The sequence below is a fragment of the Alteromonas sp. AWQ4_252 genome (assembly GCF_056158205.1).
In genome coordinates this window covers 1,039,197-1,065,084 of the sequence record NZ_JBSWSV010000001.1, presented here as the reverse complement: position 1 = coordinate 1,065,084, position 25,888 = coordinate 1,039,197, and the positions used below count along the sequence as shown (strand labels likewise).

19 protein-coding genes are annotated in these 25,888 nt (G+C 46.4%); 8 read left to right on the top strand and 11 right to left on the bottom strand.

Annotation, left to right across the window (positions count from 1 at the left end; translation table 11 throughout):
- Positions 1 to 189: 189 nt before the first annotated feature.
- From ACXACM_RS04710 to ACXACM_RS04695, 4 genes are all read right to left on the bottom strand, one after another.
- Positions 190 to 1,422 (bottom strand): diguanylate cyclase, encoded by a 1,233-nt coding sequence (locus tag ACXACM_RS04710; protein WP_474820138.1) that lies wholly within the window; start codon positions 1,420 to 1,422, stop codon positions 190 to 192.
- 159 nt (positions 1,423 to 1,581) lie between these two features.
- A complete protein-coding gene (locus ACXACM_RS04705) occupies positions 1,582 to 2,994 on the bottom strand; it encodes a TolC family protein (RefSeq protein WP_474820136.1) in 1,413 nt (470 codons plus the stop codon).
- Between the two features lie 4 nt (positions 2,995 to 2,998).
- On the bottom strand, positions 2,999 to 4,036 hold the full coding sequence (locus ACXACM_RS04700) for an efflux RND transporter periplasmic adaptor subunit (protein ID WP_474820135.1): 1,038 nt from the start codon (positions 4,034 to 4,036) through the stop codon (positions 2,999 to 3,001).
- A complete protein-coding gene (locus ACXACM_RS04695; protein WP_474820133.1) occupies positions 4,026 to 5,714 on the bottom strand; it encodes an ABC transporter transmembrane domain-containing protein in 1,689 nt (562 codons plus the stop codon). Before ACXACM_RS04695 ends, ACXACM_RS04700 begins: the two co-directional genes overlap by 11 nt.
- Before the next feature lie 101 nt (positions 5,715 to 5,815).
- Between ACXACM_RS04695 and ACXACM_RS04690 the strand changes: the two genes are divergently transcribed.
- On the top strand, positions 5,816 to 6,727 hold the full coding sequence (locus ACXACM_RS04690; RefSeq protein ID WP_474820132.1) for a LysR family transcriptional regulator: 912 nt from the start codon (positions 5,816 to 5,818) through the stop codon (positions 6,725 to 6,727).
- Here the strand turns inward: ACXACM_RS04690 and ACXACM_RS04685 are convergent.
- The 3 genes from ACXACM_RS04685 to ACXACM_RS04675 all read right to left on the bottom strand — a co-directional run bounded on the left by ACXACM_RS04685 (position 6,724) and on the right by ACXACM_RS04675 (position 9,263).
- Entirely contained in the window at positions 6,724 to 7,761 is a 1,038-nt protein-coding gene (locus tag ACXACM_RS04685) for a 5'-methylthioadenosine/S-adenosylhomocysteine nucleosidase family protein (protein ID WP_474820131.1), read from the bottom strand. The two genes, ACXACM_RS04690 and ACXACM_RS04685, sit on opposite strands and share 4 nt — an antisense overlap.
- Positions 7,762 to 7,902: 141 nt before the next feature.
- On the bottom strand, positions 7,903 to 8,730 hold the full coding sequence (locus ACXACM_RS04680) for a DUF4198 domain-containing protein (protein ID WP_474820130.1): 828 nt from the start codon (positions 8,728 to 8,730) through the stop codon (positions 7,903 to 7,905).
- Positions 8,730 to 9,263 (bottom strand): DUF2271 domain-containing protein, encoded by a 534-nt coding sequence (locus tag ACXACM_RS04675; RefSeq protein WP_474820128.1) that lies wholly within the window; start codon positions 9,261 to 9,263, stop codon positions 8,730 to 8,732. The genes ACXACM_RS04680 and ACXACM_RS04675 overlap by 1 nt, the downstream gene beginning before the upstream one ends.
- A gap of 258 nt (positions 9,264 to 9,521) precedes the next feature.
- On the opposite strand from ACXACM_RS04675, the gene ACXACM_RS04670 reads away from it, so the two are divergent.
- Positions 9,522 to 10,403 carry a LysR family transcriptional regulator gene (locus ACXACM_RS04670; protein ID WP_474820127.1) on the top strand — a complete coding sequence of 294 codons (882 nt, stop codon included), beginning with the start codon at positions 9,522 to 9,524 and terminating at the stop codon, positions 10,401 to 10,403.
- Between the two features lie 557 nt (positions 10,404 to 10,960).
- Positions 10,961 to 11,707, top strand: a complete 747-nt coding sequence (gpmA, locus tag ACXACM_RS04665) for a 2,3-diphosphoglycerate-dependent phosphoglycerate mutase (protein WP_474820126.1) — start codon at positions 10,961 to 10,963, stop codon at positions 11,705 to 11,707.
- A gap of 16 nt (positions 11,708 to 11,723) precedes the next feature.
- Here the strand turns inward: gpmA and ACXACM_RS04660 are convergent, their stop codons facing one another.
- The 3 genes from ACXACM_RS04660 to ACXACM_RS04650 all read right to left on the bottom strand — a co-directional run bounded on the left by ACXACM_RS04660 (position 11,724) and on the right by ACXACM_RS04650 (position 18,083).
- Positions 11,724 to 13,328, bottom strand: a complete 1,605-nt coding sequence (locus ACXACM_RS04660) for a serine hydrolase domain-containing protein (RefSeq protein ID WP_474820125.1) — start codon at positions 13,326 to 13,328, stop codon at positions 11,724 to 11,726.
- On the bottom strand, positions 13,297 to 15,177 hold the full coding sequence (locus ACXACM_RS04655; RefSeq protein WP_474820123.1) for a glycoside hydrolase family 3 protein: 1,881 nt from the start codon (positions 15,175 to 15,177) through the stop codon (positions 13,297 to 13,299). The genes ACXACM_RS04660 and ACXACM_RS04655 overlap by 32 nt, the downstream gene beginning before the upstream one ends.
- Before the next feature lie 194 nt (positions 15,178 to 15,371).
- Positions 15,372 to 18,083 (bottom strand): TonB-dependent receptor domain-containing protein, encoded by a 2,712-nt coding sequence (locus ACXACM_RS04650; protein ID WP_474820122.1) that lies wholly within the window; start codon positions 18,081 to 18,083, stop codon positions 15,372 to 15,374.
- A gap of 242 nt (positions 18,084 to 18,325) precedes the next feature.
- Between ACXACM_RS04650 and ACXACM_RS04645 the strand changes: the two genes are divergently transcribed.
- Entirely contained in the window at positions 18,326 to 19,525 is a 1,200-nt protein-coding gene (locus ACXACM_RS04645) for an anhydro-N-acetylmuramic acid kinase (protein WP_474820121.1), read from the top strand.
- 91 nt (positions 19,526 to 19,616) lie between these two features.
- A complete protein-coding gene (locus ACXACM_RS04640; protein WP_474820119.1) occupies positions 19,617 to 20,924 on the top strand; it encodes a methyl-accepting chemotaxis protein in 1,308 nt (435 codons plus the stop codon).
- 55 nt (positions 20,925 to 20,979) lie between these two features.
- On the opposite strand, the gene ACXACM_RS04635 is transcribed toward ACXACM_RS04640, so the two are convergent.
- Entirely contained in the window at positions 20,980 to 22,104 is a 1,125-nt protein-coding gene (locus ACXACM_RS04635; protein WP_474820117.1) for an S-(hydroxymethyl)glutathione dehydrogenase/class III alcohol dehydrogenase, read from the bottom strand.
- Between the two features lie 113 nt (positions 22,105 to 22,217).
- On the opposite strand from ACXACM_RS04635, the gene ACXACM_RS04630 reads away from it, so the two are divergent.
- The 3 genes from ACXACM_RS04630 (at position 22,218) to ACXACM_RS04620 (ending at position 25,813) form a co-directional block, all read left to right on the top strand.
- The gene (locus ACXACM_RS04630) at positions 22,218 to 23,081 is read left to right on the top strand and encodes a LysR substrate-binding domain-containing protein (protein WP_474820116.1); all 864 of its coding nucleotides are present in this window, start codon (positions 22,218 to 22,220) and stop codon (positions 23,079 to 23,081) included.
- A 92-nt stretch (positions 23,082 to 23,173) separates the two neighbouring features.
- On the top strand, positions 23,174 to 23,728 hold the full coding sequence (locus tag ACXACM_RS04625) for a hypothetical protein (protein WP_474820115.1): 555 nt from the start codon (positions 23,174 to 23,176) through the stop codon (positions 23,726 to 23,728).
- A gap of 24 nt (positions 23,729 to 23,752) precedes the next feature.
- Entirely contained in the window at positions 23,753 to 25,813 is a 2,061-nt protein-coding gene (locus ACXACM_RS04620) for a S9 family peptidase (protein WP_474820113.1), read from the top strand.
- Positions 25,814 to 25,888: the final 75 nt, after the last annotated feature.

Below are 25,888 nucleotides of genomic sequence, written 5' to 3'. Positions count from 1 at the left end.
ATAGAAATGCAATAAGAAAAAATATTTAAATTGGTCACCCAATTGAAATTATCAAGCTTACCTCGGAAGGGAACACAAAATCTGAAATTGGCTTCAACAAAGCATTTAATTACTTTGTTTGTAAGCCTTTCATCTACAATGATTAGACCTTGTGCTGGTTCGCTTTACTAACACAAGGTTCAACACGGGCTAATCTTGCTCTACTATCTGATCTTTACCTGTGTGCTTAGCACGATACAACCGTGCATCGGCTTTTTCGACCATCAGTTTAAGGCTTTCCATCTCCTCCGCACACACGCCAATACTGCAGGTCAGAGGGACCCTGTACTCTGTAAACTCAAACTCCCGGACTTTATCTAAAAAGCGATCCAAGCTATCAAGTACAGCTTCATAACTGCGGTCAGATATGACAGTGAACTCCTCTCCGCCGTATCGCGCTATGAGATCAGTTTCAAAGAAGTCTTGTAACAGGCTGGCAAATTCCTGTAATAGATTGTCGCCCGTCTGATGACCATAGGTATCATTAACCGGTTTAAAATTGTCTATATCTATCATAGCCACAGTGATACCAGCTTGCTTTGTATGGCTTTTGTGAAGCTCTTCTCCACGTTCAAATAAATAGCGACGATTATATGTTTTAGTCAGCGGGTCGAAATTCGCCGCTTCACGAATAGTCATCACCATTTCTTGCGCTTCGAGATTCTGTAGCACCCGGCAGAAGAACTCCTCGTGATAAAATGGTTTACTTAAGAAGTCATTGGCTCCACTTTTTATAAACTTGGCAGAAAGCACGCTGTTACCGTTTGCTGACAAACCTATGAAGACCAGGTCCTGAAACTCTCTGTCCTGACGAATCGATTTAACCAATTCAAAACCATCCATGTTCGGCATCATGTAATCGGAAATGACCAATCTTGTATCTGAGTGTTCTTTTAACAGCTTCAATGCCTCCACACCGTCACTGGCAGATAGCACCTGAAAGCGGAAGCGCTTTAGAAAGCTTATTAGGTAAGAGCGACTGGTAGACGAATCATCAACCACTAATACTTTTGTTGTGAGATTCTTTCTCAAGCGATCAATAAGCTTGATTACCTGCATGTAGGAGTAGCGGGATTCTTTGGTAATATAATCCAATACGCCCTTATCGATGAGAGCCGAGCGCAAATTTTCATCAAAGTTTCCTGTCAAAACCGCAGTGGGTATATCATGTGTCAACATTAAGTCAACAATCTCCCCCCGTGGCGCGTCAGGTAAATTTAAGTCGACAATGGCAGCGAGGTACGAGTCACCACTTTGCAGTTTCTGTTTTGCTTCAGCGTAATCTGAGCACAACACACTGTGAAAGTGAGGATTGTCTTCAACTAATTTGTTTAGGATCTTTCTGACAATCTGGCTGTCTTCGACGACGAGAATTTTAAACATCACTACCTACTTGCGACTACTTACTGTTGACCTGATGATAGCGAAAAATTGCTCTTAGCGCCCCTTTAAACTATAAAAATAGACGTATGTATAAGGTAATTTTTGTTAACCAGTAATACACAAAGCCTTACTACCACGTTCAGCCAAATCGCCAACCAATCAACCCTGCAAGTATGCACTGACTTCGCCAGCAGAAAAAATCACCTCCAGAGATGTCCTCAGAACATCTACGTGGGCTTTCACTGCATTTAGACGGCTGTTGATAGCGCTCGCTTCTCTACTGTTTAAAACGAAGAGATCGCTGGCACCGATATCAAACCGCTTTTTCTCCTGCTCAAATAAAGCCTCTGCAAGGGATGCCTGCTTGTCTTGCATGTTCGCTATTTGTTTGCTGTAGTGCCAGTTTCTTGAAGCTATTTCTAAATCGCGCTTCAGGGCATCTTCGACGGCTTGATATTTAAAGGTGAGGGCTTTTACCTTTTGCGCTGCACTACCCAGTTCGGCCTTGGCTTGGCGTCTGCCTAAAGGCATTGAAAATTGTAGGCCAATTTGAGTTTCAGTTTGTTGAAGGCTGCGCGGCCCATTCCCTAAATCCCTGGCAAGCTTGGCCTCGATATCTAACGATGGTAACAAGGCATTCTCTGCCAATACCACTTTGTTCTGAGCCAACTGCTGTTTAAAGCGCATTTCTCGAAGAAGCGGGTGTGCAGAAAGTGTTCTGCGGAAATACTGCAGTGCACCTTCGTCAATATCCCAGGGCCACTGAATATCGTCGGGCACTGTCGCTAAAGAATCGGTTTGCACTGGTTCAAACTGCTTATTTCTAAAATAAAAGCTAAGCTTTAATCGCGTCTGCTCCGCTTTTTGCTTTGCTGCTTGTAGTGCAAGTTCCCGCCGCATCACTGTGGCATCAAATTCCGTTAGCGCAATAGCAGCCAAATCGCCTGCATCTACCCGTGTAGCTATGGCTTTACGACGTGCGCGAGTGGTGGTGACGAGAGATTCATACACATTGAGCGCTAAATGCGCCTCATACCAAGCTAAATAGGACACTATACCATTGTAATAGAGTTGGTTTTTAATTGCTTCCTGGGTAGCCTGCCATTCATTTATGGTAATTTCAGCATCTGAAATGGCCATACGTTTTTTGTCTACGTCTCTATCTCGAAGCAGTGACATGCCAATACCCAAACTGGCCTCGCCGCCAGAGAGTGTGTCAAATTCAGCCTCGTATACGGGGAACTGACCGTCTGCATAACGATATTCTGCTTTTAATTTAGTATTGCCGTAGGGCAAAGGCTTTACCACCCGCTGAGTGAGCATAAAACCATCGTAGTAACCACTAGCCCTCACCATGCTGTCTTGCTCTAGCTGTACGTCAAATGCAGCAGACGCGGCATCTCGTGCAAACTGGCGCTGAAGCCCCTGAGCCTCAAGCTCCATGATTTTAGGGTGATGGGCAGAAAGCGAGGCCATCAGCTCAGTGAGAGTTGGTGAACTTGCCTTAGCCTGCAAACCAGCAAAAGCCAACAATAAACACCCAACGGCAAGCTTCCATCTACATGATCCCATTCGCTTATTTTCCATTTTGCCCCCACTGGGCAGTTGCATTTGGATTCTCTGGCGGAAAATTATTTAACTGACGCCAGAGTTCGTAACCAAGCTTTACTTCTTCCAGTAGAATCCAGGCTTTCACCCTGCTATCGAGCCTTACGACAGAGTCATCCGGCCAGGGCTTATCCTTTAAATCTGGTTTTACCCAAACACTAAACTGGCCGCTCTGAGTCGCTACCGGATCAACGGCCACCACTTCTCCACCAAAGGTTCCAACCGAGGTACCCGGCCACCCGCTAAACTGGAAAATAGGCCAGCCTTCAAATTGTAAACGCACTTTTCTGCCAGGTGTTACAAGTGGCGCGTCCAGCCCTCCCACAGAAACCCGTACCATGCGCTCCACACCATCAGGTACAAACCAGGCAAGTATGTCACCCGACTTGACCAGTGTGGAGGTGCCTCCAGATTGTAGCCTTGTGACGGTGCCATTCTGCGGCGCGAATTTTGTTTGAGTAGATTGTCGTGCCAGTGACATGCTAATTGTGTTTCTGTCTTCTTCCGTTTTTGCAACCGTGGCCAATCGCTCTTGCAAGCTAATTTCCGCAGCTTCAATATCCCGTGGTGAAACCAACCCTTCGGACAACAAAACTTTTTGTCGGGCCAGATTGTTTTTAGCATTTTCCACGGCCAATTTGTTGGCTTGTAACCTTGCATCGGCGGCATTGAGTTGAGCATTAAGTTTGTCCACCAGGCCCGCATCTGTGTCTATCAAAGTCACCAGCGGATCTCCTTTATTAACGCTCTGACCCTCATTTACGTGCCACTGTTTAATTTGACCGGGAACCAGCGCAGAAATAGGTTGTGCTCTATCTGCCGGACTCAGGGTACTAACCACACCTGAAGCTTGTGCTGTTTGCTGCCAGGGCACGAAGTACAGCATTAGCCCCGTTACTATCATAAACGCAACCATCATTACGGCTAATACCCGATACCACCTTGGAATAGTAATCGACGACAGGGTTGTCATTTTGTTCATAAAGACATTTGAATCAAAGGTCATGGCTGTCGTCCTTACTAATGGCATTTTCACCGTGATTGTGAACAACGGCCTGATCATGCAAGGCTATGGTTGCCTGGAAGTATTCCAACTGAACAGCACTGGTAAAATATAGTACTGTGAATTCAGCTTGCTCCAGATAACGCAAGAGTTGCTGTCGCAAAGGGAGAGGTACCGCATCAAAGTGCTGATTTAGCACCACCACACAAGGGGATGACAACACGGCTGCTGCCAGCTTAAGAAGTAAAAAGGAGATTGGCTGCAAAGGATTCCCCAAAGGGCTTAGTTTGGTATCTATACCATCTTCCAACTGTTTGATGGTGGTTGACAAATGAACGTCCTTGAGCACTTTCCACATTTCGCCTTCCGAAGCAGATGGTGCTGCCATACGAAAATATTCCCGTACTGAACATTCCACAATTAACGAACGGTCTACCACTGCTATGGCTTGTCGCAATGCATATGTATGATAGTCTGCCAACGATAGCGTTCCCAGCTGTATCCAGCCATGCTTGGGTTTGTCATAACACTTAAGTAAATGAATTACATCGCGCTGCAACCAGCTTCTTTCGGTAGTAACAAAGTACTTGCCGGCACACTGCAACGGCAGATCGATAGTACTGTATTCATCCCCATACCGCAGCTCGACGTCGTGAAAGTGCAATTGACTGTGTTGAGGAATGGGTTTATCTGCAGATACCACTTCTTCCTGAGGAATATACAGTGCTGAACCCATTTTTTCTGCTGCGCCATACAATTCATAATATAACTTCAGATACTGGCTAAAGCGGGATATACCGAAGAAAACCACCGACATAATGAGCTCTGCTGCAACCAGTTGTCCAACAGACAGTTGGCCCTGTACTACCAACCAACCTCCTAACCCTAGCAGTGAGGCGCTGGCTAAGGCATACAACATCAGATATGACACAGTTTGCGCAAAGGTGAAACGAAAGTGACCGGCATGCTGTTTCGTGTAATTGGCGATAAGGGCCTCTGTTTGCCCCGCAGCGTAACGCAAATGCTGGCTGGATTTGAAAAACGCATGAGCTGATGAAATATCCTGCAACCACTTCGCTGTATCATATTTAGCATGAGACAACATAATTGCGGTGCGCTTAGCCTGGTTAGCCCATAGTCGCCAAACCAGATAAACCAGAAGCAGTACAATAGCGTTAAATGCAAACAGTAATGGATGGTAAAAAGACACCAGGGTAAAGCCCACCAGCATCTGCAATACCAAGGCGAAACCATCAACCATTAGAGAAGGAATATTCTTCTGTAAGGTCATGATTTCAAAGTATCGTTGGGTAAGCGCTGCATTCCTTTGCCCTTCGAAAAACGAATGAGGCGCCTGAATAGTTCGCAAACTCAAACTAGCAGTAAGTCGCGCGTAAATCCGGCGTTCATAATATTCCATCACCCGTGTTCGCATGGCGGCAAAAATACCGGAAAAAACAAGCGTAGCCATAAGTATCCCGGCCAGCAGCAGAACCGCTCTGGTGGATGCGATATTTACAACCGTGTTAATGAGCGTTTGCACGGCGATGGGAACCGCCAGTGTAAGCAAACCAATACCCATACTGTATACAATTACTACTGTAAAAAAACCGGTCTCGGGCCGGAGAATATCGAACAATAATTTTTTGGTCTTTCTGAGATTGATCGGTTTTGCAGCCATGAGTAATACAAATCCACAATGATTTTAGTCAGATTACCCTATCTAGAAATAAGAAAATATCTGTTATATTCTTAAAATAACTTCGAAAATTCCTGACTATTATGCAACAACTAAATTACCATCAGCTCTATTATTTTTATATGACAGCTAAAGAAGGTGCCGTTGCACGCGCCGCGGAAAGGCTTCACGTCACGCCTCAGACGGTAAGCGGTCAAATAGCAACTCTAGAAGAAACACTCAGTTTTCGCCTCTTTATACGTCAAAAAAAGCGATTGGTATTAACTGGTAAAGGCAGAATGGTACTTGAACATGCCGAAAAAATTTTTGACGCAGGTCATCAGCTGATGTCTGCGCTGCAAAATAATTTTTCTGAGCGAATCGACAAAATTACCCTGGGGATCACCGATGCCATTCCAAAAGTTCTGGCCTACGATTTTGTAGCTCCGATAATGAAACAATCTGCTGAAACGCAATTCGTTTTTGTCGAAGGCGCATATGACGAACTTCTGGGTGAATTGGCAGTTAATCACATCGATGTGATTCTTGCCGACCATGGCCTCCCTCCAGGCAGTCAAATACAGGCCAATGAAACCGTTCTGGGTACATCGGCGGTGAGTTTTTTCTCTGCAGCAGACAATCATAGGGAGCTCACCGAGCAATTTCCTCAGAGCCTGAGTGGTCAGCGATTTCTGATGCCAGGCATTAACTCAGGGTTGAACATAAGCTTATCATCCTGGTTTCAAAGCGAACAAGTTCACCCTACTTTGATAGCTGAATTTGACGATAGTGCCTTACTCAAACTGTTTGGCAGTGAAGGACATGGTATTTTTTGTGCGCCAAGCTGTATTGCACGTCATGTTGAAACCCAATATAAGGTGCATCAAATTGGCGTGGCGAATACTATTCGAGAGCAATTCTACGCAATTACTCCCCGGGCACTAGCCGGTCACACGCTTATCACAGCGATTTGCGACAATGCCCGGGGAATCCTAAAACGCAAACCTGACAATTAGCTGTCAGCGTTTGCCAGAGCATCAAGTACAGCGAAAAGCACGTTTGCGCCGACTCTGGATACTTCCTGGTCGTAAATGTGCTCTACATTGACGCCTTCCTGTCCGCCCGCGAGATCACTAATCGCCCGGATAATTATCCAGTCAATATCGTTAATGGTACACACCTGACCCACGGCAGCAGATTCCATTTCGGTGACCTCAGCATTGAATACATCACGGGTCCACTTCCGATACTCCCGGTTATCCAAGAATACCGACCCGGTTACACCGTTTCCTCCTACCGTCAATCGCGCCTTTCTCTTCGACAGGATCATTTGATCAGGCATGGCGGTTATCGCTGAGCGGGCTGCATCAAGAAGACGAGGTGTGGCAGAGAAATACGCAGTGTCCTGAGGTTTATCCATGCCTTCTTTGATGATCAGAACTTCATCTGGCTGAATAAATTTAAAATTCTTGTACTTTGGTAAGTGCGGATCCACTTTGCGTCTGTCTTCCTGCTCACTGAGAAAACGCGCATAGTATTCAGGCAGTATAAATTCGCCTTCGCTTTCCGGATCTGGGTTGGTGTACACACTTTCATCGTGATAATACCAGCGTTCGGGAATGATCACGTCACCCGGTTGCCATGCAGGATTCACAGCGCCGGCAATCCCCATGTACACCACTTGTTTAACTGGGAAATAATCAAACGCCATTTGCATGGTTAGCGCAGCGTTAGCGATACTCATGCCCGTTGCGAAAATTATCACTGGCTCGTCGTGGTAGGTACCTAAACGATAGGTCACACCTTTAAACTGAACAGCACTGTCGATACGAGCAGCAGGGTCAGCGCTTATGCGCCCGAGTATACCTTTCATTTCAGGTTCGTAAGCCACTACAATTGCAGTGTAACCAGAATGGTCGAACACCTTCGGTCCAAACTGCTCTGCAGCAGTATTCCCAGGTTTCTCACTATTGCCGGCGCAAGCGGTAAGACCGACAACAACAATCCATAGCACGACACTTCGCGTCCAGGTGGTAAAAAGTTTTCGCATGTTCAAAGTACTGAAGAGGTTGGATGGAAATACTTTACCAGCTTTTTTCAGTGGATGTCGGCAATATAAAAATGAATGAGGAGGAGATTTAACAGACTGCGGGCGGCAGAGTTGAATCCACCACCCTAAACCTACAAATACTTAATTTGGCAATACTTCCATCACTAAAACAAAAGTGCCGCGACGTTTTTGTGCTGGTGCTTTCGCTTTTTCATCATCATACTCAGCTTCAAGCCAGTACATGCCGGGCTTGTCAAAGGTGACCGCTATATTGCCTTCGGCGTTGGTGGTGAAAGTCATGGCGTCATCAACATCACGGTACTTTTCCCCTTCGCGCACAATAGTAACACTGGCATTAGCTGCTTTTTCGCCATTGATCAAAAAGCCCAAACTGACCTCTTCACCTGTGTATAAATCGTTAGGATGCGTGTTGCCATCGAGTTCGAGGCCTACTCCACTTGGCATGATGCTATTTTCAGTTGGTGCTCCGGAAGTTACGAACACATTAACGCGACGTGCTGAATCTACAACCTGTAAATCCGTCGCTTTTTGGGGTACTTCAGCATGAAACTCTTCTACAGTGCCCGTTTTACCACGTCCAGGCCACATTTTTCGCTTACCGTTTTCGTCCTTCCAGAAAGCCATCAATGTTTGCGATGCCAGCTCGACCCGATACGTTCCTTCTTCTTTCAGGTTAATGTCAAACACACTTCGATAACGCAGTTTCTGCGTGTGTTGTTTTTCAACGTCCTTGCCAGAGGGAGAAGTCACTTTAATGGCGTCTGTAGACAAGGCAACGTGATCAGGAGAGAAAATACCGTTCGCGACTGCAGCATCAAAACTAATCCACTCATCATCTCCCGACACGTTGGTGGTAGTGGGCTTGATCCAAATCCGGTGTGCCATTGCGGGGGCGGCAGCAAGAGAAAGGGCAAGTACCCCAGTTGTGAAAAGACGAGATAACTTCATTATTTAGGCTCCAGTAATAGTTCAATAGACGCAAGCTCTTGGTTTCCTTTAACAAGCTGCGTTTGAGAAGATGAAATGGGTAAAGTAACAGGTATGCTTAACACTTCCCGACCACCGAGTTCACGAGCAGCTTCTACGTACAGGGTGTAGTCACCCGCTTCGATGCCATCGAATTGTCCGTCAAGGTTAATTTTGTGCTCTCCGGGACGACGGGTTGCGCCACTCACACCATCGATTGGCATGTCGGCACTTCGACCACTGCGACGCCACCACAGACGCATGTCTTTTAACCATTTTTCGCCTTTGCCGTTTTCCATATTGATGTCGTACCAAACGGCCAAATCTTTCACTCTCTTATCTTTGCTATCAGCCAACCATACAGCCACATAAGGTGCATGGTACTCAGCCACCGACATACGTGGCAAAGTAACGGTTACTTCATCAGCACTGGCCGCTATTGGTTGTATTAAAAGCACGACTGCGCAAAGTGCAGCGCTAATCAACCTGGGTCTAGAGGTGAAAATAGACTCCATTAATTACACTCCTTTATAGATAAATGACAGTGTTCTCATTGACAAACTTACCGATGGAAAATGTCCGAATAGCTTGTCCGTAATATGCCGCTAACCTAGTTTTCTTCTAGCTTTGTCTAAGAAATATCGACAATTCGAGGGATTACTTATAAGTTATAAACAAAAATCGTGCAAATGAGAATAATTTCCATTTATATTAATCTGAGTGCGTGAGATTCTCAACCACTTTATAAACTGCAAAGAGACCTACTGAAATTTATGAATACCAAACTGCTGCGCTCCCTCCAGGTTTTTGTTGAAGTTGCTAATAGCAACAGTATGAGTATGGCTGCGAAAAATCTTCATATGACGGTATCTGCCATTAGTCAGCAGTTGCGAAAACTGGAACAGGAACTGGGTATGAGTTTGTTCAATCGAAACACTCGGCATATCAGTCTTACCGAAGCCGGTCGCATTTATTATCAGAGCAGTATGGAGCTAATCGCAGTGGCCGAGCGAGCGCAGTACAAAATCGAACAACTACAGGAGACTCCCTCAGGAAAATTAAAAATAATTGCGCCTGAGGGCTTTGGCGGCGGGTTGTTAAGCAATCCTATAAACGAACTGATTACTGCGTTTCCAAAAATTTCTGTGTCTCTGATTTTAACCGATTCTCCCTATGACATCATTGCTTCAGGTACAGATTTGGCTATAACACTGGAAGCGGTATCAGATGTCAATTTACACTGTGAGCAATTAGCTTCATGGGGGTTACTGCTATGTGTTGCTGGTTCTCACCCGCTGGCACGACAGATGCCAGATTCTCCCGAAGCGCTATATAATTACCCGCATATCGGACACAGCGACCTGGACGCCTTTGAACTCACATACGAAAGACATACTCATCTGTTAAATAACCCTCGCATGGAAGTAAACTCTATGCAGGCTCTCATTCAACTAGCGCAGGATGGGCTGGGTTTCGCAGTGTTGCCAGAACCGGAAATTAGGCAGCAGTTGTTGAGACGCGAACTAGTTCAGATTTTGCCTGAGTGGCAAATTGCAAATTATCAGGTTTACGCAGTCTCTCCGAAGCACGACGCCATTCCGGTTAAGACGCAGGCTGCAGTAGCCTGCCTGAAAGCCGCTTTTTCCCGAATTTGATACAAGCTTGATGGCCCGGCAAGGGCCGGTTCACGCCTTTCCAACTGATGTAATTGCTTTGTTTACCAGCGGTGATGTTCTTGTTCCTCTTACCTTATAACGATAGTGCTTACTTGCTTCACAAGGCATTTCGTCTTTTCCAGGTATCACCTTTCTCAGTTTTTTCGACTTTCTTGATATTTTAATAGCATCTAAACACATCTTCAGCTCCACAACGTTACAAACGCTAACCAGGTTCTGACAGGTTCCATCATGCCGGGCATAACTTGAAATGGTTATAAGGCACCAACCAGTCAGGATTTTGACGAATACTGATATTTCGTTACAAATCAGATGTCGAATTGCAGGATACGGGCCAGCAATATCTCTAATTTAAAATTTTTACCAGCTATAAAAAAAGCATTACAGTTCAAAGAGATCTGTTATTAGCTGTTGCGAAAAACTGGATTTTTGTTAACGAATAATGGATGATAGTTTCACAATCTGATGTAAAAATGGCATAGCACTGTGTATGCCTTTCCTTTTTCATTTCAATACCAAGTCTTAGGGAACCTATAATGTATAAACTGGTACTTATCCGACACGGCGAAAGTCAGTGGAATCTGGAAAACCGCTTCACCGGCTGGCACGATGTGGATTTGACAGACACTGGTGTAGCTCAGGCACAAAATGCCGGTAAACTAATGAAAGATGCAGGCTTTGAGTTTGATATTGCATATACGTCGGTATTACTGCGCGCCATCAAAACCCTTAATATTGCGCTGGAAGAAATGGGTCAACATTATCTTCCTGTACAGCGTCACTGGCGATTAAATGAACGTCATTACGGTGCGCTGACTGGCTTGGATAAAGCAGAAACCGCGGCGAAACATGGGGAAGATCAGGTAAAAATCTGGCGTCGTAGCTTTGATGTGCCACCTCCGCTGGTTGATGAAAGCAGTGAACACTTCCCTGGACACGACAGACGTTACAGCAATGTAGACCCTTCCATCTTACCTCGTGCGGAAAGTCTGGCTTTGACAATAGAGCGTGTTCTTCCTTACTGGCACGACGTAATTCGTCCGTCCATACAAAACGGACAGCGAGTGGTTATCGCCGCTCACGGCAACAGCTTACGTGCTTTGGTGAAATACTTAGACGGCATGTCTGAAGAAGAAGTACTGGAACTGAATATTCCCACTGGCGTTCCACTGGTTTACGAACTTGATGAAAACCTCAAGCCCATTTCAAAAGAATACCTGGGTGACCCTGAAGCCATTAAAGCCATGATGGATGCAGTTGCCAAACAAGGTAAAGCCAAATAAATGTCGAAAAGGCGTCCTACGGCGCCTTTTTTGTATCGGGTAGCTTATCTATGACACTGAGAACACTGTCCCATGCTGGTTTTAAGGATGGATAGCGACCCGACTCAGGCAGTCCATTGTGCTGACGATTCGTCAGCATGATGACAATTAGCTTGTCGTCAGGCCTGAACATTATTTGTGTACCCGTAAAACCCGCATGTCCAAAACTAACCCGACCATCACCACTTTCATATCGCCAGAATCCATGGGCCTGATTAGTGTCAAAAGGCGTGGACAAAAACGTTGCGACTGTTTCCGGGCTTGCTATCATCGCATTATCGTACCCGCCTTCGTTAAGCATCATCTGGCAAAATCTGGCCAAATCAGTAATATTAGAAAATAGTCCTGCATGTCCTGCCACACCATTTAAGCCATACCAGGCGTTCCCATCGTTAACTTCTCCCACTAACGTGTACTCCCTGTACCCCGTAAAAGTGTCAGTAAAGGCTGGCTCAGACAATATAGGATATGGTGTGGATGTGGCCACCATGTTTTGCTCATACTGATTACCTTGGGAAGTAGCCGCAATGTTCTCACGCCATGTTGCTGGCGGCGTATAGGTGGTTGACACCATGCCCAGAGGTGTATGAATGTGCTTTTTCACGTAATCATCAATATCCTCACCTGATACGCGGCTAACGATATGTCCGAGCAACATGAAGCCAATATCAGAGTATGCCCGTTTTTCACCGATGTCATACCGACGTTCCAGGGCCGCGAGATAAGTATATACCGAGGCATTACTGAGCTTGCGGTGTAACCAGGTGGGTTGCCATTCCCACAAACCACTGCGATGCGTTAATAATTGTTGAACGGTAATGGTAGCTTTGTCCGTTTCAGCAAAACCGGGAAGTAGTTCACCCAGAGTGTCAGACAGAGACAATTTATTTTCGCTTACCAGATGCATAATCGCAGCCGTCGTACTGGCTACTTTGGTCACCGATGCCAGGTCGAAAACAGTATCAACAGACATCTTTCGCGGGAGCCCGTCACGTTCAACTCGCCCGTTTGAGAGGCGCTGAAATTGTGCCATGCCATGGCCTTCGGCAAACAAAATCTCACCGTTTCGTGCTACCAAAAGTGCTGCGCCCGGAAATAGATGCTGCTCGGGATCTGTGCCAATGTAAGGCTGTAAAGCTTTTCGAAACTCGCGTTTCTGCGCGATAGTAAGTGCTTGCTCGGAACTGACTTCTCGCAATACCGGATAGTCAACAGTGACTGCCACATCTCCTTTGCGCAAATGTACATCGAGATTGTTATTACCCGGTTTTACTGCGTTTGAATCACTTATCATGAGTACTGCATTTTGGCTTGGTCGTACCTCACCATCAAAAATAACCTTATTGTTAACAGATAGTTGTATTTCGCTTACTGTCGCCGGATATACCCGCAATTGAACAAACTTGCTTAAGGCCTGGAACTGGCCGGTTACGGTGTCATCGGCAGTCTCCGACTGGAGTACCAATTGCCCCTGGTAGTCAGCGGCGCTGGCAGGAAAACTGGCGATAACAAATGTTATTGCCAGGCGCGTTAAAGAAAGGGCACGCCGTTTAATGCCCATTTGACCCCACAGGCTGCTCATCAAGAAACACAGGCACTGAACCGCTGGGAATGAGCATGCCGTTTAGTACCCGAGTAAGACTGTCGATAATTGCGCCTGTGTAGGGGCTGTTATCATCTTCAGCCAGACGGTAGACATTGGCGTTGTAAGTAGCCAGCACGGCGTCGCTGTATTTGTCTAAACGATCTTCATCATAGGGCATGCGCAGGTAAACCAATACACTGCGCTTACCTGAAGCTTTGATGTCTTTCAGCAAATCTGGCAATTGCGCTTGAGCCTGCTCGTAGCCGAGAATTTGTTGAGTGTTCTCCTTCATATCTTCCATGCCCCCAAGTTCTACCAAACTCGGTGACGGTGTCATACTGCCTAATACCACGGTATCTGCTTGCGCAATACCCTGCAAAAGTGCGGATTCCGTAAGGGTTTGCAAACTCATACAATTCACGGTTTGTTCAGCGCGATACAAGCTAAAGTGGTAGGTTAAAGCTTTACACACAGGTTCAGCAGGCATGAGCATAAGTACATTATCCCCTTCGCTAATTTGATAATCTGTCGGCTCGCCTTTCAACAAGGCTATCGCTTCATCTGCCATGCGCTGCGCCTGGCGTTTGTTATCTGCCAGATTATCCGACAGCGTAGCAACATCGGGCTTGCTCCACTGCGCTAAGGCAAAACGTTTTTTTACCCGGCGTATCCGTTCTGCCGAGGCAGCAATCTCGCCGCGATCCAGCTCGCCTGATTGCACTTTGGCGACGAGTTCATCCAGCATATCGTTGTACCTGGCAATATCTTCGACAGTATGAACAGGTAATGGCATTACAGCCATATCGGTGCCTGCAGCAAAGGTTGCAGCAACGGCTTCTGTTTTATCGAAGAATTTCGCAATACCCGCCATATTCAGTGCATCTGTAACAATAAGCCCTTGGTAGCCCCATTCTTCCCGCAAAATACCCGTTAGGATTTTTCTGGACAAAGTTGCGGGCTTTATTTGCTCGTTACCGTTTTTGTCTTTCAATGTAGTGCTGTCGAGCTGGGGATACTGTATGTGCGCCGTCATCACGACTGCCGGATCCGCTTTTTCGATGATCTCTTTAAAAGGATATAAATCAATGGCATCCACAGTCGCTCTATCGTGATCCACTACCGGCAAACCAAGATGGCTATCAGTTTGTGTGTCACCGTGACCGGGGAAATGTTTCACCGTTGCCAGAACACCTTCGCGCTGCATTGCGCTGACTTGCGCTTCGCCAAGCTCAGCTACTCGCTGTGGCGATTGCCCAAAAGAACGTATATTTATGACCGGGTTTGCCAGATTTGCGTTTACATCCACGTCGGGCGCAAAGTTAGTGTTAATACCCAGCGCTTTAAGCTCTTGGGCCATAATAGTCCCGCTTACCGTCGCGTGGGCGGTGCCTGATTTTTCCCAGGTTGCCCCCAATGCCATATTTCCTGCGAAATCAGTAGTAAATACCCGTGGTGTACGAAACACCCTCCCTCCTTCCTGATCTATACCAATGAGCAGCGGTTGGGGGTTTTCCGCTTGTTGTGCTGCTTTTTGTAAATCCTGAGTCAACTGCGCAATTTGTTGGGGATAAGCGAGGTTTTCACTGAATAAAATGACTCCACCAAGACCAGACTCTGATACCAATTCAGATAGTTGTGGGGGTAGCACTGTCATAGGTTCACGGCACCGTTTGACTGCTCCTTCGCAAAAGTAGCGAAAATCGAGCATGAATTTTTGCGCGAGATCCCGGCGAATTTGCTGTGTATCGCTATCAGGTGGCATAGCACAGCCATTTAAAACCGCAAAACCACTCACACAAATTACCGTTTGAACGACGCGCTTACTCCGCTTTAGAAAGTTGTTCATGCAACTCCTTTTAATAAATCTTTTATTATTAACAGTGCACCAAGCGTAGAATTAAATATACATTGAGATGAGACTATTTTTAGTCCCCATCGTATCAACTACAGCTTAATGATTGTTATGCTGCCAGTAAATCGTCTGACAGACAGTTTATTTCGACTGGCAGACGATTAATTCAGACAACCGTGTTTTTAGCATTACAACGCTGGACTATAGCGCAACGAAACACCAAATGAACGACCCACTACATCATAACCATCAACGGTGTTGTAGCGCGACGCTCCTGCTGCCGGAACAGGTGGGGCCTTGTCGAACAAATTGTCGATTCCAGCACCCACGGACACTTCTTCACTTACCTGCCAGGACGCAGCTACATCAATGTAATTCTGTGAACCAATGGTTACGGAAGGGTCACTGGCATATTCAACATCACCAATTCTGCGCCAGCTCAATTGAACAGTGTATTCATCCAAAGACCAGCCGACACTCAGCCTGTGTTTGTAGTCGGCCTGCAGAGAGCTTGCATAGTCACCTGTACAAGCAGAGCCGTAAGTTCCCTTACAATCTTCCACCGGCAGTGTTGGATCGAGACGCTTCTCTGCTTTTGTTACGGCGTTTGCTGCATAGTTAAGGGTCAAATCTCCCCCCATGAATTCGGGAGCTGCAAAGCGGTACTGTGCGCTAACATCTACCCCTTCTTGTAAGAATGAAGACACGTTGAAATCGTTAACTAAGGCTGTGGTTATGAAGCCAGTACTAGGATCGCGCAATACCGCGTCGCACAGCGGATTCCCCGCAACTGGATTGTCGATGTAACAATTTTGCAGCGCCGCTGCAGGCTGTATCACCCAAATTGCATCGTCAATTTCAATTTTGTACCAGTCAACGGTAAGGTCGAATCCGTCAAGGTAAGTTGGTGTATAAACAAAACCTACAGTTGTAGAGTCGGCTTTTTCCGGTCGAATGTTCGGATTGCCACCATAGGTATACTGGGCTGACGAAGAATCCCACTCAGTGCCTACCGCAGGAGCGCCGTAGCGACTACATTGCTCTGCATCACCTGTACCCAGTAAACATGGGTCCCCTTCAAAGCGTCCCGCGAGCCGGCTAATAAAGGCTTCATTGTATGGGTCAAAAAGGGCCAGAGATAATCCGGATACAGGGCCGGCAAATTCACCGAGGTTAGGCGCTCTGAACGCAGATTGCCTTGTCCAGCGAACACGCCAGTCGTCGTTCACAGTCCAATTGAGGCCCAATTTGTGGGTATCGTCTGCATCTGTATTGGAGTAACTGGAAACCCGGTACGCGCCTTCAAAGTCCAACGATTGGATGAAAGGCTGGTCGTACACGAGTGGCACTAATACTTCTGCATAGCTCTCTTTACTGTAAAAGCTCGCATCAATTTCCACAGAACTACTGGAAGAAAACGTCGTGCCTCGTCTGAAGGCATCACCTGGCATTTGCACACCTGCTTCACGGCGATATTCATATCCAATGGCGAAGCTAACTGGTCCAGCCGGCAGCTCAAACAAAGGGGTTGATTCACCTGAAAAGGTGATCGAAGCCACATTTTGAGTACGCTCACGATCGTGATAGAGAAGTGTGGTTTCAAGTTCACTCAACGCCACATTCGGATTAAACAAGTCCACACTGTTGGCTATCGCTGCAAAACTGCTGCCACCCGATGCCGTGGTGTCGTAACCGGAATTAAGCACCTTATCTGTTTCATCGGTTTTGCCATGCTGGAAATAGGCGTCGTAGCGGAGGAAATCAGTGATGTCACCGCGCACACCGACCTGAAACTGGAAGCGATCTCGTTCGGTGACTGTTTTCTGTAGCCCCAAGCCTAAGTTACGCTCTACCTGCACCAGAGCCTGACCGTTTTCATCAAAAGTAAGCTGATCTGCGATAGCCGATGTTATGTAAGGGTTGTCAGCTTCCAACACTACTTGTTCATTTACAGAAACAGGAGTTTGGCCTGCGCCACCGGCCGTATATACTTCCATTTGCGAGAACAGCGCACGGCCGTAAAGAGTAACATTGTCGTGCAGATCCACATCCCAGAATAGTCCGGTAGATTTACGAGTCATCGGCGATACAAGATAACGCCCGGCGGTGGAATCTACCGTATTTCGACCTTCGGTTATCGCGCCGCTGTCGTCAATGCCAAAGGTGTTTTCACTAACAACATCCTCGTAAAACCCCCCGGTATTAATCACTTGCGTGCCGTTTTCCATGGCAAAGTCACGGTCGCCTGCAAACAACGCTTTACGGTCAGCAAAGCTGACGAAACCTGTTAAGTGACCTTTTCCATCAAGAATATCCCCACCAAAAATCGCTTCGGCGCTAAACATCTCGGCACCATCCTGGGGCATCTCATAACTGGTAGAAAACTCCAGCCCCTCAAACGTATCATCCATTATAAAATTAACCACACCCGATACCGCATCAGCACCGTAAACTGCTGCCGCACCTCCGGTCAGAACATCAACCCTTTTTATAAGTCCGGCAGGAATGGCATTTACATCAACGGCATTGCGGAAGCCGAAGGGAACATCACGGGTACCATCCAGCAAAACCAGTGTTCTATTTTGTCCGAGTGCTCGCAAATCAATAGTCGTTGCAGAGCTACCACTAGCGCCACTACTTGGGGCTTGGGGAAGCTTAAAAATTATATCTTCAACATTCACAGCCCTGTCCAGCTGTAATTGAAATTCATCAACCGATGTAACTGGGCTGGTAGACACCACTTCTGTTCGGGCAATCCGAGAGCCAGTTACACTCACCACTTCCACATCCTGATCGTTAATGGTTTGCGCCACACCTACGCTGGAGAATAGCGCCAAATGAATTGCGGCAGTTAATTTGCCAATAGGACAAAGTGAAGATGACTTAAACAAGTGCTGCATAAAAACTCCGAGAAAACAGAAAAAATAACCATCACTAACCTACCGGTATTTCGGTGACGGTTTACATCGTGGGATAATGAAACAAATTTTGCGTTCGTCTTGTACAATTTTTTATCTCAATTGCAGTTTTATTTCAAGAATATTTTATTTTTATGTTACTATTAGCGCCTCTGAATTATGATTTTTTACCGTTATAGGCGGGACTTGTAACAGCATGTCTGTAGGGAAGTAAGAAAAGTGCTATGAAAACTTCTATTGAAAAGCTATATCAAAGCAGTGAAAAGCAAAGTCGTCGTATCATTGGATTAATGAGTGGCACTTCTCTGGACGGATTAGATATTGCTTTATGCAGAATAACGGGCCACGGCGTAAAAACTTCAGTTGTACTGGAAAGGTTCATTACTGTGAGTTATGAAAACACTTTTCGTCACGCTGTTCAGCGAATATTCGCCAAACGCCATGTTGATTTACAAGAAGTAACGCTTCTCAACGGATGGATTGCCGAACAACATGCTGAAATGATAAATCAAGCGCTGGAAACATGGCAGGTATCAGCGAGTGAAATCGATTGTATCGCCAGCCATGGCCAGACCGTTTTCCACTGTCCACAGGAGCAGCATGGCTTGGGGGAATATGGCAATGGTACATTACAAATCGGCGACGGAGACCGTATTGCAGTTCTCACGGGTATCATTACTTTGTCTGATTTCAGGCAAAAGCATATTGCAGCTGGTGGTGAAGGGGCGCCCTTAGCTGTGTATGGGGACTACCTGATGTTCAGCCACCCCGTCGAAAACCGGCTACTACTCAATATGGGAGGTATTGCTAATTTCACCTGGCTACCCGCCGGTGATGACCCGCATTCTGTTTTCAGCACGGACGTTGGTCCGGGCAATACTATTATCGACGCTTTCGTCGCCAAGCACTACAGTCACCTGCGTTTTGACAAGGATGGCGCTCTCGCCGCTGCAGGTGAGGTTAATGAAGACTTACTTGACTCACTTTTAACCCACGAGTTTTTCAGCTACGCCATGCCTAAAACAACTGGCCCGGAAGTGTTCAATCTGGACTATCTAAAACACGCTCGTACCACTAGTCAGACGCTGTCTATTTCAAATTGCGATGTGATAGCAACTCTCACGGCATTTTCAGCCCGGACAATTTGTGACAGCATCATAAAAATGGCAGGCACTGCTAATGAAAACGTCGTATACGCCAGTGGCGGTGGTGTTCATAACCCTGTGCTAATGTCTATGATAGCCACCTTACTTCCGGATAATATTCAGATCCGTGTTCTATCCGAGATTGGTATTAGCCCCGACGCCAAAGAGGCTGTGTTATTTGCGATTCTGGCAAACGAAGCCCTCGCCGGTGCACCGTGTTTTAAGGGCAACCAATACGGTATTCCCAATACCACCATGGGAAAAATTAGCTTGCCTTAGGAGGCGCAATATTAAACTATCGATTAACTACAATTACTGTAACAAAAAAGTATTATAATGTGCCAAAAGTAAATAACATTGGAAATATTGTATGTTCACACTGTCCTCCACACACTCTGCAAAAGTAGGCGCATTACACGAGGAACTCTACAAATCCTGTGCTCTTATTGATGCGTTAAAACGCAGCGCTCTATTTGCTCTTTTCAGTCCAAACGGACACGTGATAGAGGTAAATACGCTCTTTGCAGACTTACTTGGTACTGTCCCATCGGCGCTCATCGATGAACATCATCGAACTTTATGTGCACCAGCACTCGCAAACAGCCATGCCTACGTTTCATTTTGGAAGCACCTCGCTGACGGACGAGCACAACGTTGTGAACAGGAGTATGTTAACAAAAACGGTAATACGCTTTTGTTTGATTGCACTTATGAGCCGGTGAAAGATAAAAATAACAACGTAACACACATCATCTGCATGGCGTCGGATATTACCCGTCAGTGCGCAGAAAGTGATGATGCGAAAGCCATTGCGTCGGCGTTGGATAGATCGATGGCGGTTATCGAGTTCCACCCCGACGGAACCATACTTCGTGCCAATAAGAATTTCACCGATACCGTGGGTTATTCTTTAGATCAGATTGTTGGTCAACATCACCGCATGTTTTGTTTCGACGATTTTTATATCGACAACCCTAATTTTTGGGATAAATTGGCCAGTGGAAAATTTGAGTCAGGACAATACAAACGCAAAGACTCGTCGGGGAATGTGCTCTGGCTGGAGGCGACGTATAACCCCATTTTCTCTGCAACAGGAAAAGTGGAAAAAGTCATTAAATTCGCCTCTGACATCACTGAAAAAGTAATTCTTCAACAAAATATTGCCAGCGCCTCTGAGCATGCAGTGTCCATTTCAGAAGAAACCTCACAAATTGCACTTCGGGGTACCGAATCATTAAATAGTTCCGTAGATGTATTTAGTGCCACACTTGAGGAAGTCGACCAGGCTAACGTCCTAATTGCACAGCTAACAGAACAGTCTGCCAATATTGAGTCAATTGTCTCTACGATTAGAAGTATTGCTGATCAAACGAACTTACTCGCTCTTAACGCCGCTATTGAAGCTGCAAGGGCCGGAGATCAGGGTAGGGGTTTCGCCGTAGTGGCAGATGAAGTCAGACAACTGGCCAAACGCACCAGCGACTCAACCATTGAAATAGAGTCTGTTGTTAATGAGAACCGAGGGTTGGCGGAGCAAGCCAGTAATAAAATGGGTGAAGTTAAAGTGAAGGTTGATGAGAACGCTAACCAAATTAGTAGCGTTAAAGCCGTGATGGATGAGATTCACCAGGGCGCTGTGAGCGTCACTGAAAATGTTTCCCGCATCATGCAAGCCTAAGAAGTCCAACCGACTGGAGCAGGGAAGCTCCAACTCCAATCGATTGCCAGTGGCACTAGGCCATATGGATAACAGTGCGGATACTCTTGCCTTCGTGCATCAGGTCAAAAGCATCGTTCACTTTTTCAAGCGGCATGGTATGAGTAATGAAGTCATTTAGTTTGAATTCACCCTGCATGTAGCGCTCTACGTAATCAGGCAGTTCGGAACGCCCTTTTACACCACCAAAGGCAGAGCCGCGCCATACGCGTCCCGTGACTAACTGAAACGGTCTGGTTGAGATTTCCTGACCAGCGCCAGCGACACCAATAATGACCGACTCACCCCAGCCTTTGTGGCAGCATTCCAAAGCTGATCGCATCACATTGACATTACCGATACACTCAAAAGAAAAATCAACACCGCCGTCTGTCATTTCCACAACGACTTCCTGGATCGGCTTATCGAAAGATTTGGGGTTAATGCAGTCGGTAGCACCCAATTTCTTCGCCAACTCGAACTTACTTTCGTTAATGTCGATAGCAATGATCCGACCCGCTTTAGCCATGGTCGCGCCAATAATAGCCGACAGACCGATGCCGCCAAGACCAAAGATGGCAACAGTATCACCTTCCTGTACCTTAGCCGTATTCATAACTGCGCCCATACCCGTTGTTACGCCGCACCCCAATAAGCAAACTTCTTCAAGCGGCGCTCCAGGGTTTATCTTTGCCAATGAAATTTCGGGTAAAACGGTATATTCAGCAAACGTTGACGTTCCCATGTAATGATAAATGGGCTTGCCATTAATACTGAAACGGGTTGAACCGTCGGGCATCAGTCCTTGTCCCTGGGTATGTCTAATAGCCTGACACAGGTTAGTTTTGCCAGATAAACAGAATTTACATTTTCCACATTCAGGGGTGTATAGGGGAATAACATGGTCACCAACTTCAACACTGGTAACACCTTCGCCGACCGATTCTACAATGCCGCCGCCTTCATGCCCCAAAATTGCCGGAAATACACCTTCCGGATCATCTCCTGACAAGGTGAACGCATCGGTGTGGCAAACGCCGGTAGCAAGAATTTTAATTCTGACTTCGCCAGCTTTGGGCGGAGCCACCTGAACTTCTTCGATAGATAAAGGCTCACCTGCTTTCCAGGCAACCGCTGCTTTACACGTAATTGTCTCTGTCATCTTTCAACCCTTATGGAAAAACATGTCACTATTGTAAACTCACCAATATATGAAACAATACCCTCTTTTTGAAATTAACTTTTGCATTTTTGCAAAAATAACGGGTAAGCGCTATGAACTGGGATGGAATTTTTGAATTTGTTGCCGTGATCGAACAAAAGAGCTTCACCCGTGCCGCCGAGAAACTGCATATTTCCACCGCCAAAGTGAGCCGTCAGGTAACCGCACTGGAAAAACGACTTGATAGCAAATTGCTCAACCGTACTACGCGTATTGTGACGCCCACTGACATAGGGCTACAGTTTTACCATCAATGCAGACAAATTACAGAATTACTGGAAGATGCACACAGGCTGGTTAGCGAGCAACAGCACACACCCACTGGACACCTGAAACTCACCGCACCTGTAACGTATGGCGAGCGGGTGATTGCGCCTCTGATTAACGATTTCACACTACTTCACCCGGGTTTGCGAATACACCTGGAATTGACCAACAAAGTTCTCGACCTGGTGGAAGAAAGCTATGATGTGGGCATTAGGTTGGGTCATTTGGAAGATTCCACGCTCCGAGCGCGGAAACTAGGCGCGCGAAAGCTACATACCTGTGCATCACCAGCGTACCTCCATAATGCTGGGGTGCCTTTGCGAATTGCGGATCTAAAAGAGCATCAGTGTGTTGCAGGCACATCGGCACTCTGGCAATTTGATGTGGAAAAAAACCACAAAACATTTCGCCTTGCGCCACGACTGCGCTGTAACAGCGGTTTCGCTGTTCGTGATGCTGCGCTAAAAGGGCTGGGAATCATTCAGTTGCCCGATTATTACGTGGCTGACGACATTGCCAATGGACGTCTTATTCCAGTATTAAGTGATTTCGACACGGAGAACGATGGTATATGGGCTGTGTATCCCCAAACCCGACACGTCCCCAATAAAGTCAGATTACTACTGGATTACCTGGTTAAGAATCTTTAGTCGCAATAACTTTTGCCTGTGTATACAATTAAAAGAACAATACAGCTGCAATAGCTAACCCACGGATATCAATAAAATAAGTTGGAATAACAATGAAGAAAATACTGTCCCTTTTCGCTTTTTTACTCTCTTTTAACGCCTGCGCACTAGATGCCTACAGCTCGGCAGATGAAGGTGTGAAAACACTGGTTAAGGCGGTCATGACAGAACTAAAACTCGAAGAGTCGTTAGAAACAGAAAAAAAGATCTTCAATGCAATAAGCTTTGTTTTTACAGACGACAATGACTGGAATAGTTACTGGCTCGGCTACAACGATCTAGGCGACTCAAAAATATCTAACCCGAGCATTACTTATATCGAGCAATTCATTAATACCTCTGACAAGGGAATGTTTTTCCTGAGCTTCTTATACGACAAGCGAGTGAATCAAATTTTGCTCAGTACTAAACAAATACGTCATGGCTCAGATAAAGAGGTACTCGATGTTTTTTCAGGTTTGAAATCAGACGATGAGTATGAAGTTACACACGAGGAAGATAGCTATGCGTTGACACAAAAAAGCGGTTGGGTAGACTTCGCTGGATTCTCAGTGATGGGTGGTACGGCTGCCATCGTCTATTTTGATCAAGTCACCATCGACCTCTAATTACACGACTCAAAAGGATAGCTCATGGAAATCCAGCGACAGGTAATAGCGGCCTTGTGTGTAGGCCTGTGTGTTTGCTTCGGTGCGCAAGCGACATCTTTGCCTGCGTTTGGTGACATGGATGTATTCGAGCTTGAATGGGCCGATAACCCTGCAATTTCGCCTGACGGCAAGCATATTGTTTTCAACCGTCGCTACATGGATGTGATGACTGATAGCCGACAGTCGAGACTGTGGATTGTATCGTCAGATGGCTCAAACATGGAAAAACTCACCCATTCAGACAAATCGGAAAGCGCCGCTGAATGGTCGCCTGATGGCAATAAACTTGTGTACACAAGCAAAGGCCTGAATGGCAGTGAAATATTCACTTATCACATGTTGAGTGGCAAATCTGTTCGCCTGACTGAGTTACCTTCATCGCCTTCAGGGTTATCCTGGTCTCCAGATGGGAAATACATCGCTTTTTCCATGCTGGTTGCTGAAAAGCCACCAGTGTTAGTTACTATGCCTCAACGCCCTAAAGGCGCGAAATGGGCTGAAAGTGCCAGAGTCACCGATCGTCTTAAATACGAACAGGATGGCAGAGGTTATCTGGAAACGGGTTTTTATCACTTGTTTGTGGTGCCTTCTGAAGGCGGTACACCTCGTCAAATCACTTCCGGCGACTTTCATCACAGCGGCCGTGCGCAATGGACGAATGATAGTCAGCAACTGGTATTTTCAGCCAATCGCCACGACAATTACGAGCATGATTTTCGAAACAGCGAAATCTACGTCGCAAATATTCTAAGCGGTGAGATAAATGCCCTTACTCAACGCCAGGGCCCGGACCACTCCCCAGCAATCTCACCAGATGGGAAACGCATTGCCTGGCTGGGATTCGACGACAAAATTCAGGCGTATCAGCTCACCCGCTTGTATACCATGAATATCGACGGTTCAGATAAGAAAGAAGTTCCTTTATCATTTGATCGCAGTGTGGGAAACATCGCGTGGCAACCTAAAGGGATTTACTTCACCTACGACAGCGAAGGGAATACTAAAATTGCAGTCACTACAACGTCCGGAAAAGTGACAGCACTGGCTGACAATATGGGCGGAACTGCGGTAAGCAGACCGTACGGAGGCGGCCATTTCTCGGTCAATGCGAAAGGGCAAATAGCCTACACTTACACAACGCCTTATCGTCCGGCCGACGTCGCCTTTGTTACTAAGGCAGGAAAAAAACCGACACTTGTCACTCACCTGAATGAGGACATTTTGGCCTACCGTGAGTTGGGTAGAGTAGAAACAATATGGTACAAGTCGAGCTTCGACAAACGGGATATTCAGGGCTGGGTAGTATTTCCTCCCGACTACCAAAAAGGTAAAACTTACCCGCTGATTGTTGAAAACCACGGTGGTCCTATTTCCAATTATGGTGACAGATTCTCTCCGGAAGTTCAGCTATACGCCTCTGCCGGTTATATTGTTTTTTACCCAAACCCAAGGGGAAGCACTTCCTACGGTGAAGAGTTTGCGAACCTGCTCTACCACAATTATCCCGGCGAAGATTATCAGGATGTGATGGATGGCGTTGATGAAATGATCCGCCTAGGTTACACCACCGAAGACCAACTCTATGTAACCGGCGGTAGTGCGGGCGGCATTATGACCGCGTGGATGATAGGTAAGAACAATCGCTTCGAAGCCGCTGCTGTTGTAAAACCGGTGATGAACTGGATAAGCAAAACCCTTACTGCTGATAATTATTACGCATATGCGAATTATCGCTACCCTGGACAGCCATGGGAGAATGCTCAGGACTATTGGTCTTTTTCTCCCCTTTCGTTAGTCGGAAGTATTAATACGCCAACACTGGTGATGGTGGGAGATGCTGATATGCGAACGCCATTGTCCGAAGCTAAGCAACTTTACGGTGCGCTAAAAATTCGCAATATCGACACTGCACTGGTGGAAATGCCAGGTGCGTTTCATTTCATTGCTAATCGCCCAAGCCAGCTAATTAGCAAGGTCAAGCACGTGCTGGCGTGGTTTGAAAAATACCCATCTTCTGGAGAGAAAAATAATAGCGAGAAATAGCGCAGAAGTTTTGCAAGCAAAAAAGGCGTCACTTAATCACTCGGCGCCCAATGCTGCCTCTACTATCACTGCCAA

Coding starts and splice junctions, on each gene's coding strand:
- ACXACM_RS04710 (WP_474820138.1), bottom strand. CDS start 1,422: ATGTTTAAAATTCTCGTCGTCGAAGACAGCCAGATTGTCAGAAAGATC.
- ACXACM_RS04705 (WP_474820136.1), bottom strand. CDS start 2,994: ATGGGATCATGTAGATGGAAGCTTGCCGTTGGGTGTTTATTGTTGGCT.
- ACXACM_RS04700 (WP_474820135.1), bottom strand. CDS start 4,036: ATGACCTTTGATTCAAATGTCTTTATGAACAAAATGACAACCCTGTCG.
- ACXACM_RS04695 (WP_474820133.1), bottom strand. CDS start 5,714: ATGGCTGCAAAACCGATCAATCTCAGAAAGACCAAAAAATTATTGTTC.
- ACXACM_RS04690 (WP_474820132.1), top strand. CDS start 5,816: ATGCAACAACTAAATTACCATCAGCTCTATTATTTTTATATGACAGCT.
- ACXACM_RS04685 (WP_474820131.1), bottom strand. CDS start 7,761: ATGCGAAAACTTTTTACCACCTGGACGCGAAGTGTCGTGCTATGGATT.
- ACXACM_RS04680 (WP_474820130.1), bottom strand. CDS start 8,730: ATGAAGTTATCTCGTCTTTTCACAACTGGGGTACTTGCCCTTTCTCTT.
- ACXACM_RS04675 (WP_474820128.1), bottom strand. CDS start 9,263: ATGGAGTCTATTTTCACCTCTAGACCCAGGTTGATTAGCGCTGCACTT.
- ACXACM_RS04670 (WP_474820127.1), top strand. CDS start 9,522: ATGAATACCAAACTGCTGCGCTCCCTCCAGGTTTTTGTTGAAGTTGCT.
- gpmA (WP_474820126.1), top strand. CDS start 10,961: ATGTATAAACTGGTACTTATCCGACACGGCGAAAGTCAGTGGAATCTG.
- ACXACM_RS04660 (WP_474820125.1), bottom strand. CDS start 13,328: ATGAGCAGCCTGTGGGGTCAAATGGGCATTAAACGGCGTGCCCTTTCT.
- ACXACM_RS04655 (WP_474820123.1), bottom strand. CDS start 15,177: ATGAACAACTTTCTAAAGCGGAGTAAGCGCGTCGTTCAAACGGTAATT.
- ACXACM_RS04650 (WP_474820122.1), bottom strand. CDS start 18,083: ATGCAGCACTTGTTTAAGTCATCTTCACTTTGTCCTATTGGCAAATTA.
- ACXACM_RS04645 (WP_474820121.1), top strand. CDS start 18,326: ATGAAAACTTCTATTGAAAAGCTATATCAAAGCAGTGAAAAGCAAAGT.
- ACXACM_RS04640 (WP_474820119.1), top strand. CDS start 19,617: ATGTTCACACTGTCCTCCACACACTCTGCAAAAGTAGGCGCATTACAC.
- ACXACM_RS04635 (WP_474820117.1), bottom strand. CDS start 22,104: ATGACAGAGACAATTACGTGTAAAGCAGCGGTTGCCTGGAAAGCAGGT.
- ACXACM_RS04630 (WP_474820116.1), top strand. CDS start 22,218: ATGAACTGGGATGGAATTTTTGAATTTGTTGCCGTGATCGAACAAAAG.
- ACXACM_RS04625 (WP_474820115.1), top strand. CDS start 23,174: ATGAAGAAAATACTGTCCCTTTTCGCTTTTTTACTCTCTTTTAACGCC.
- ACXACM_RS04620 (WP_474820113.1), top strand. CDS start 23,753: ATGGAAATCCAGCGACAGGTAATAGCGGCCTTGTGTGTAGGCCTGTGT.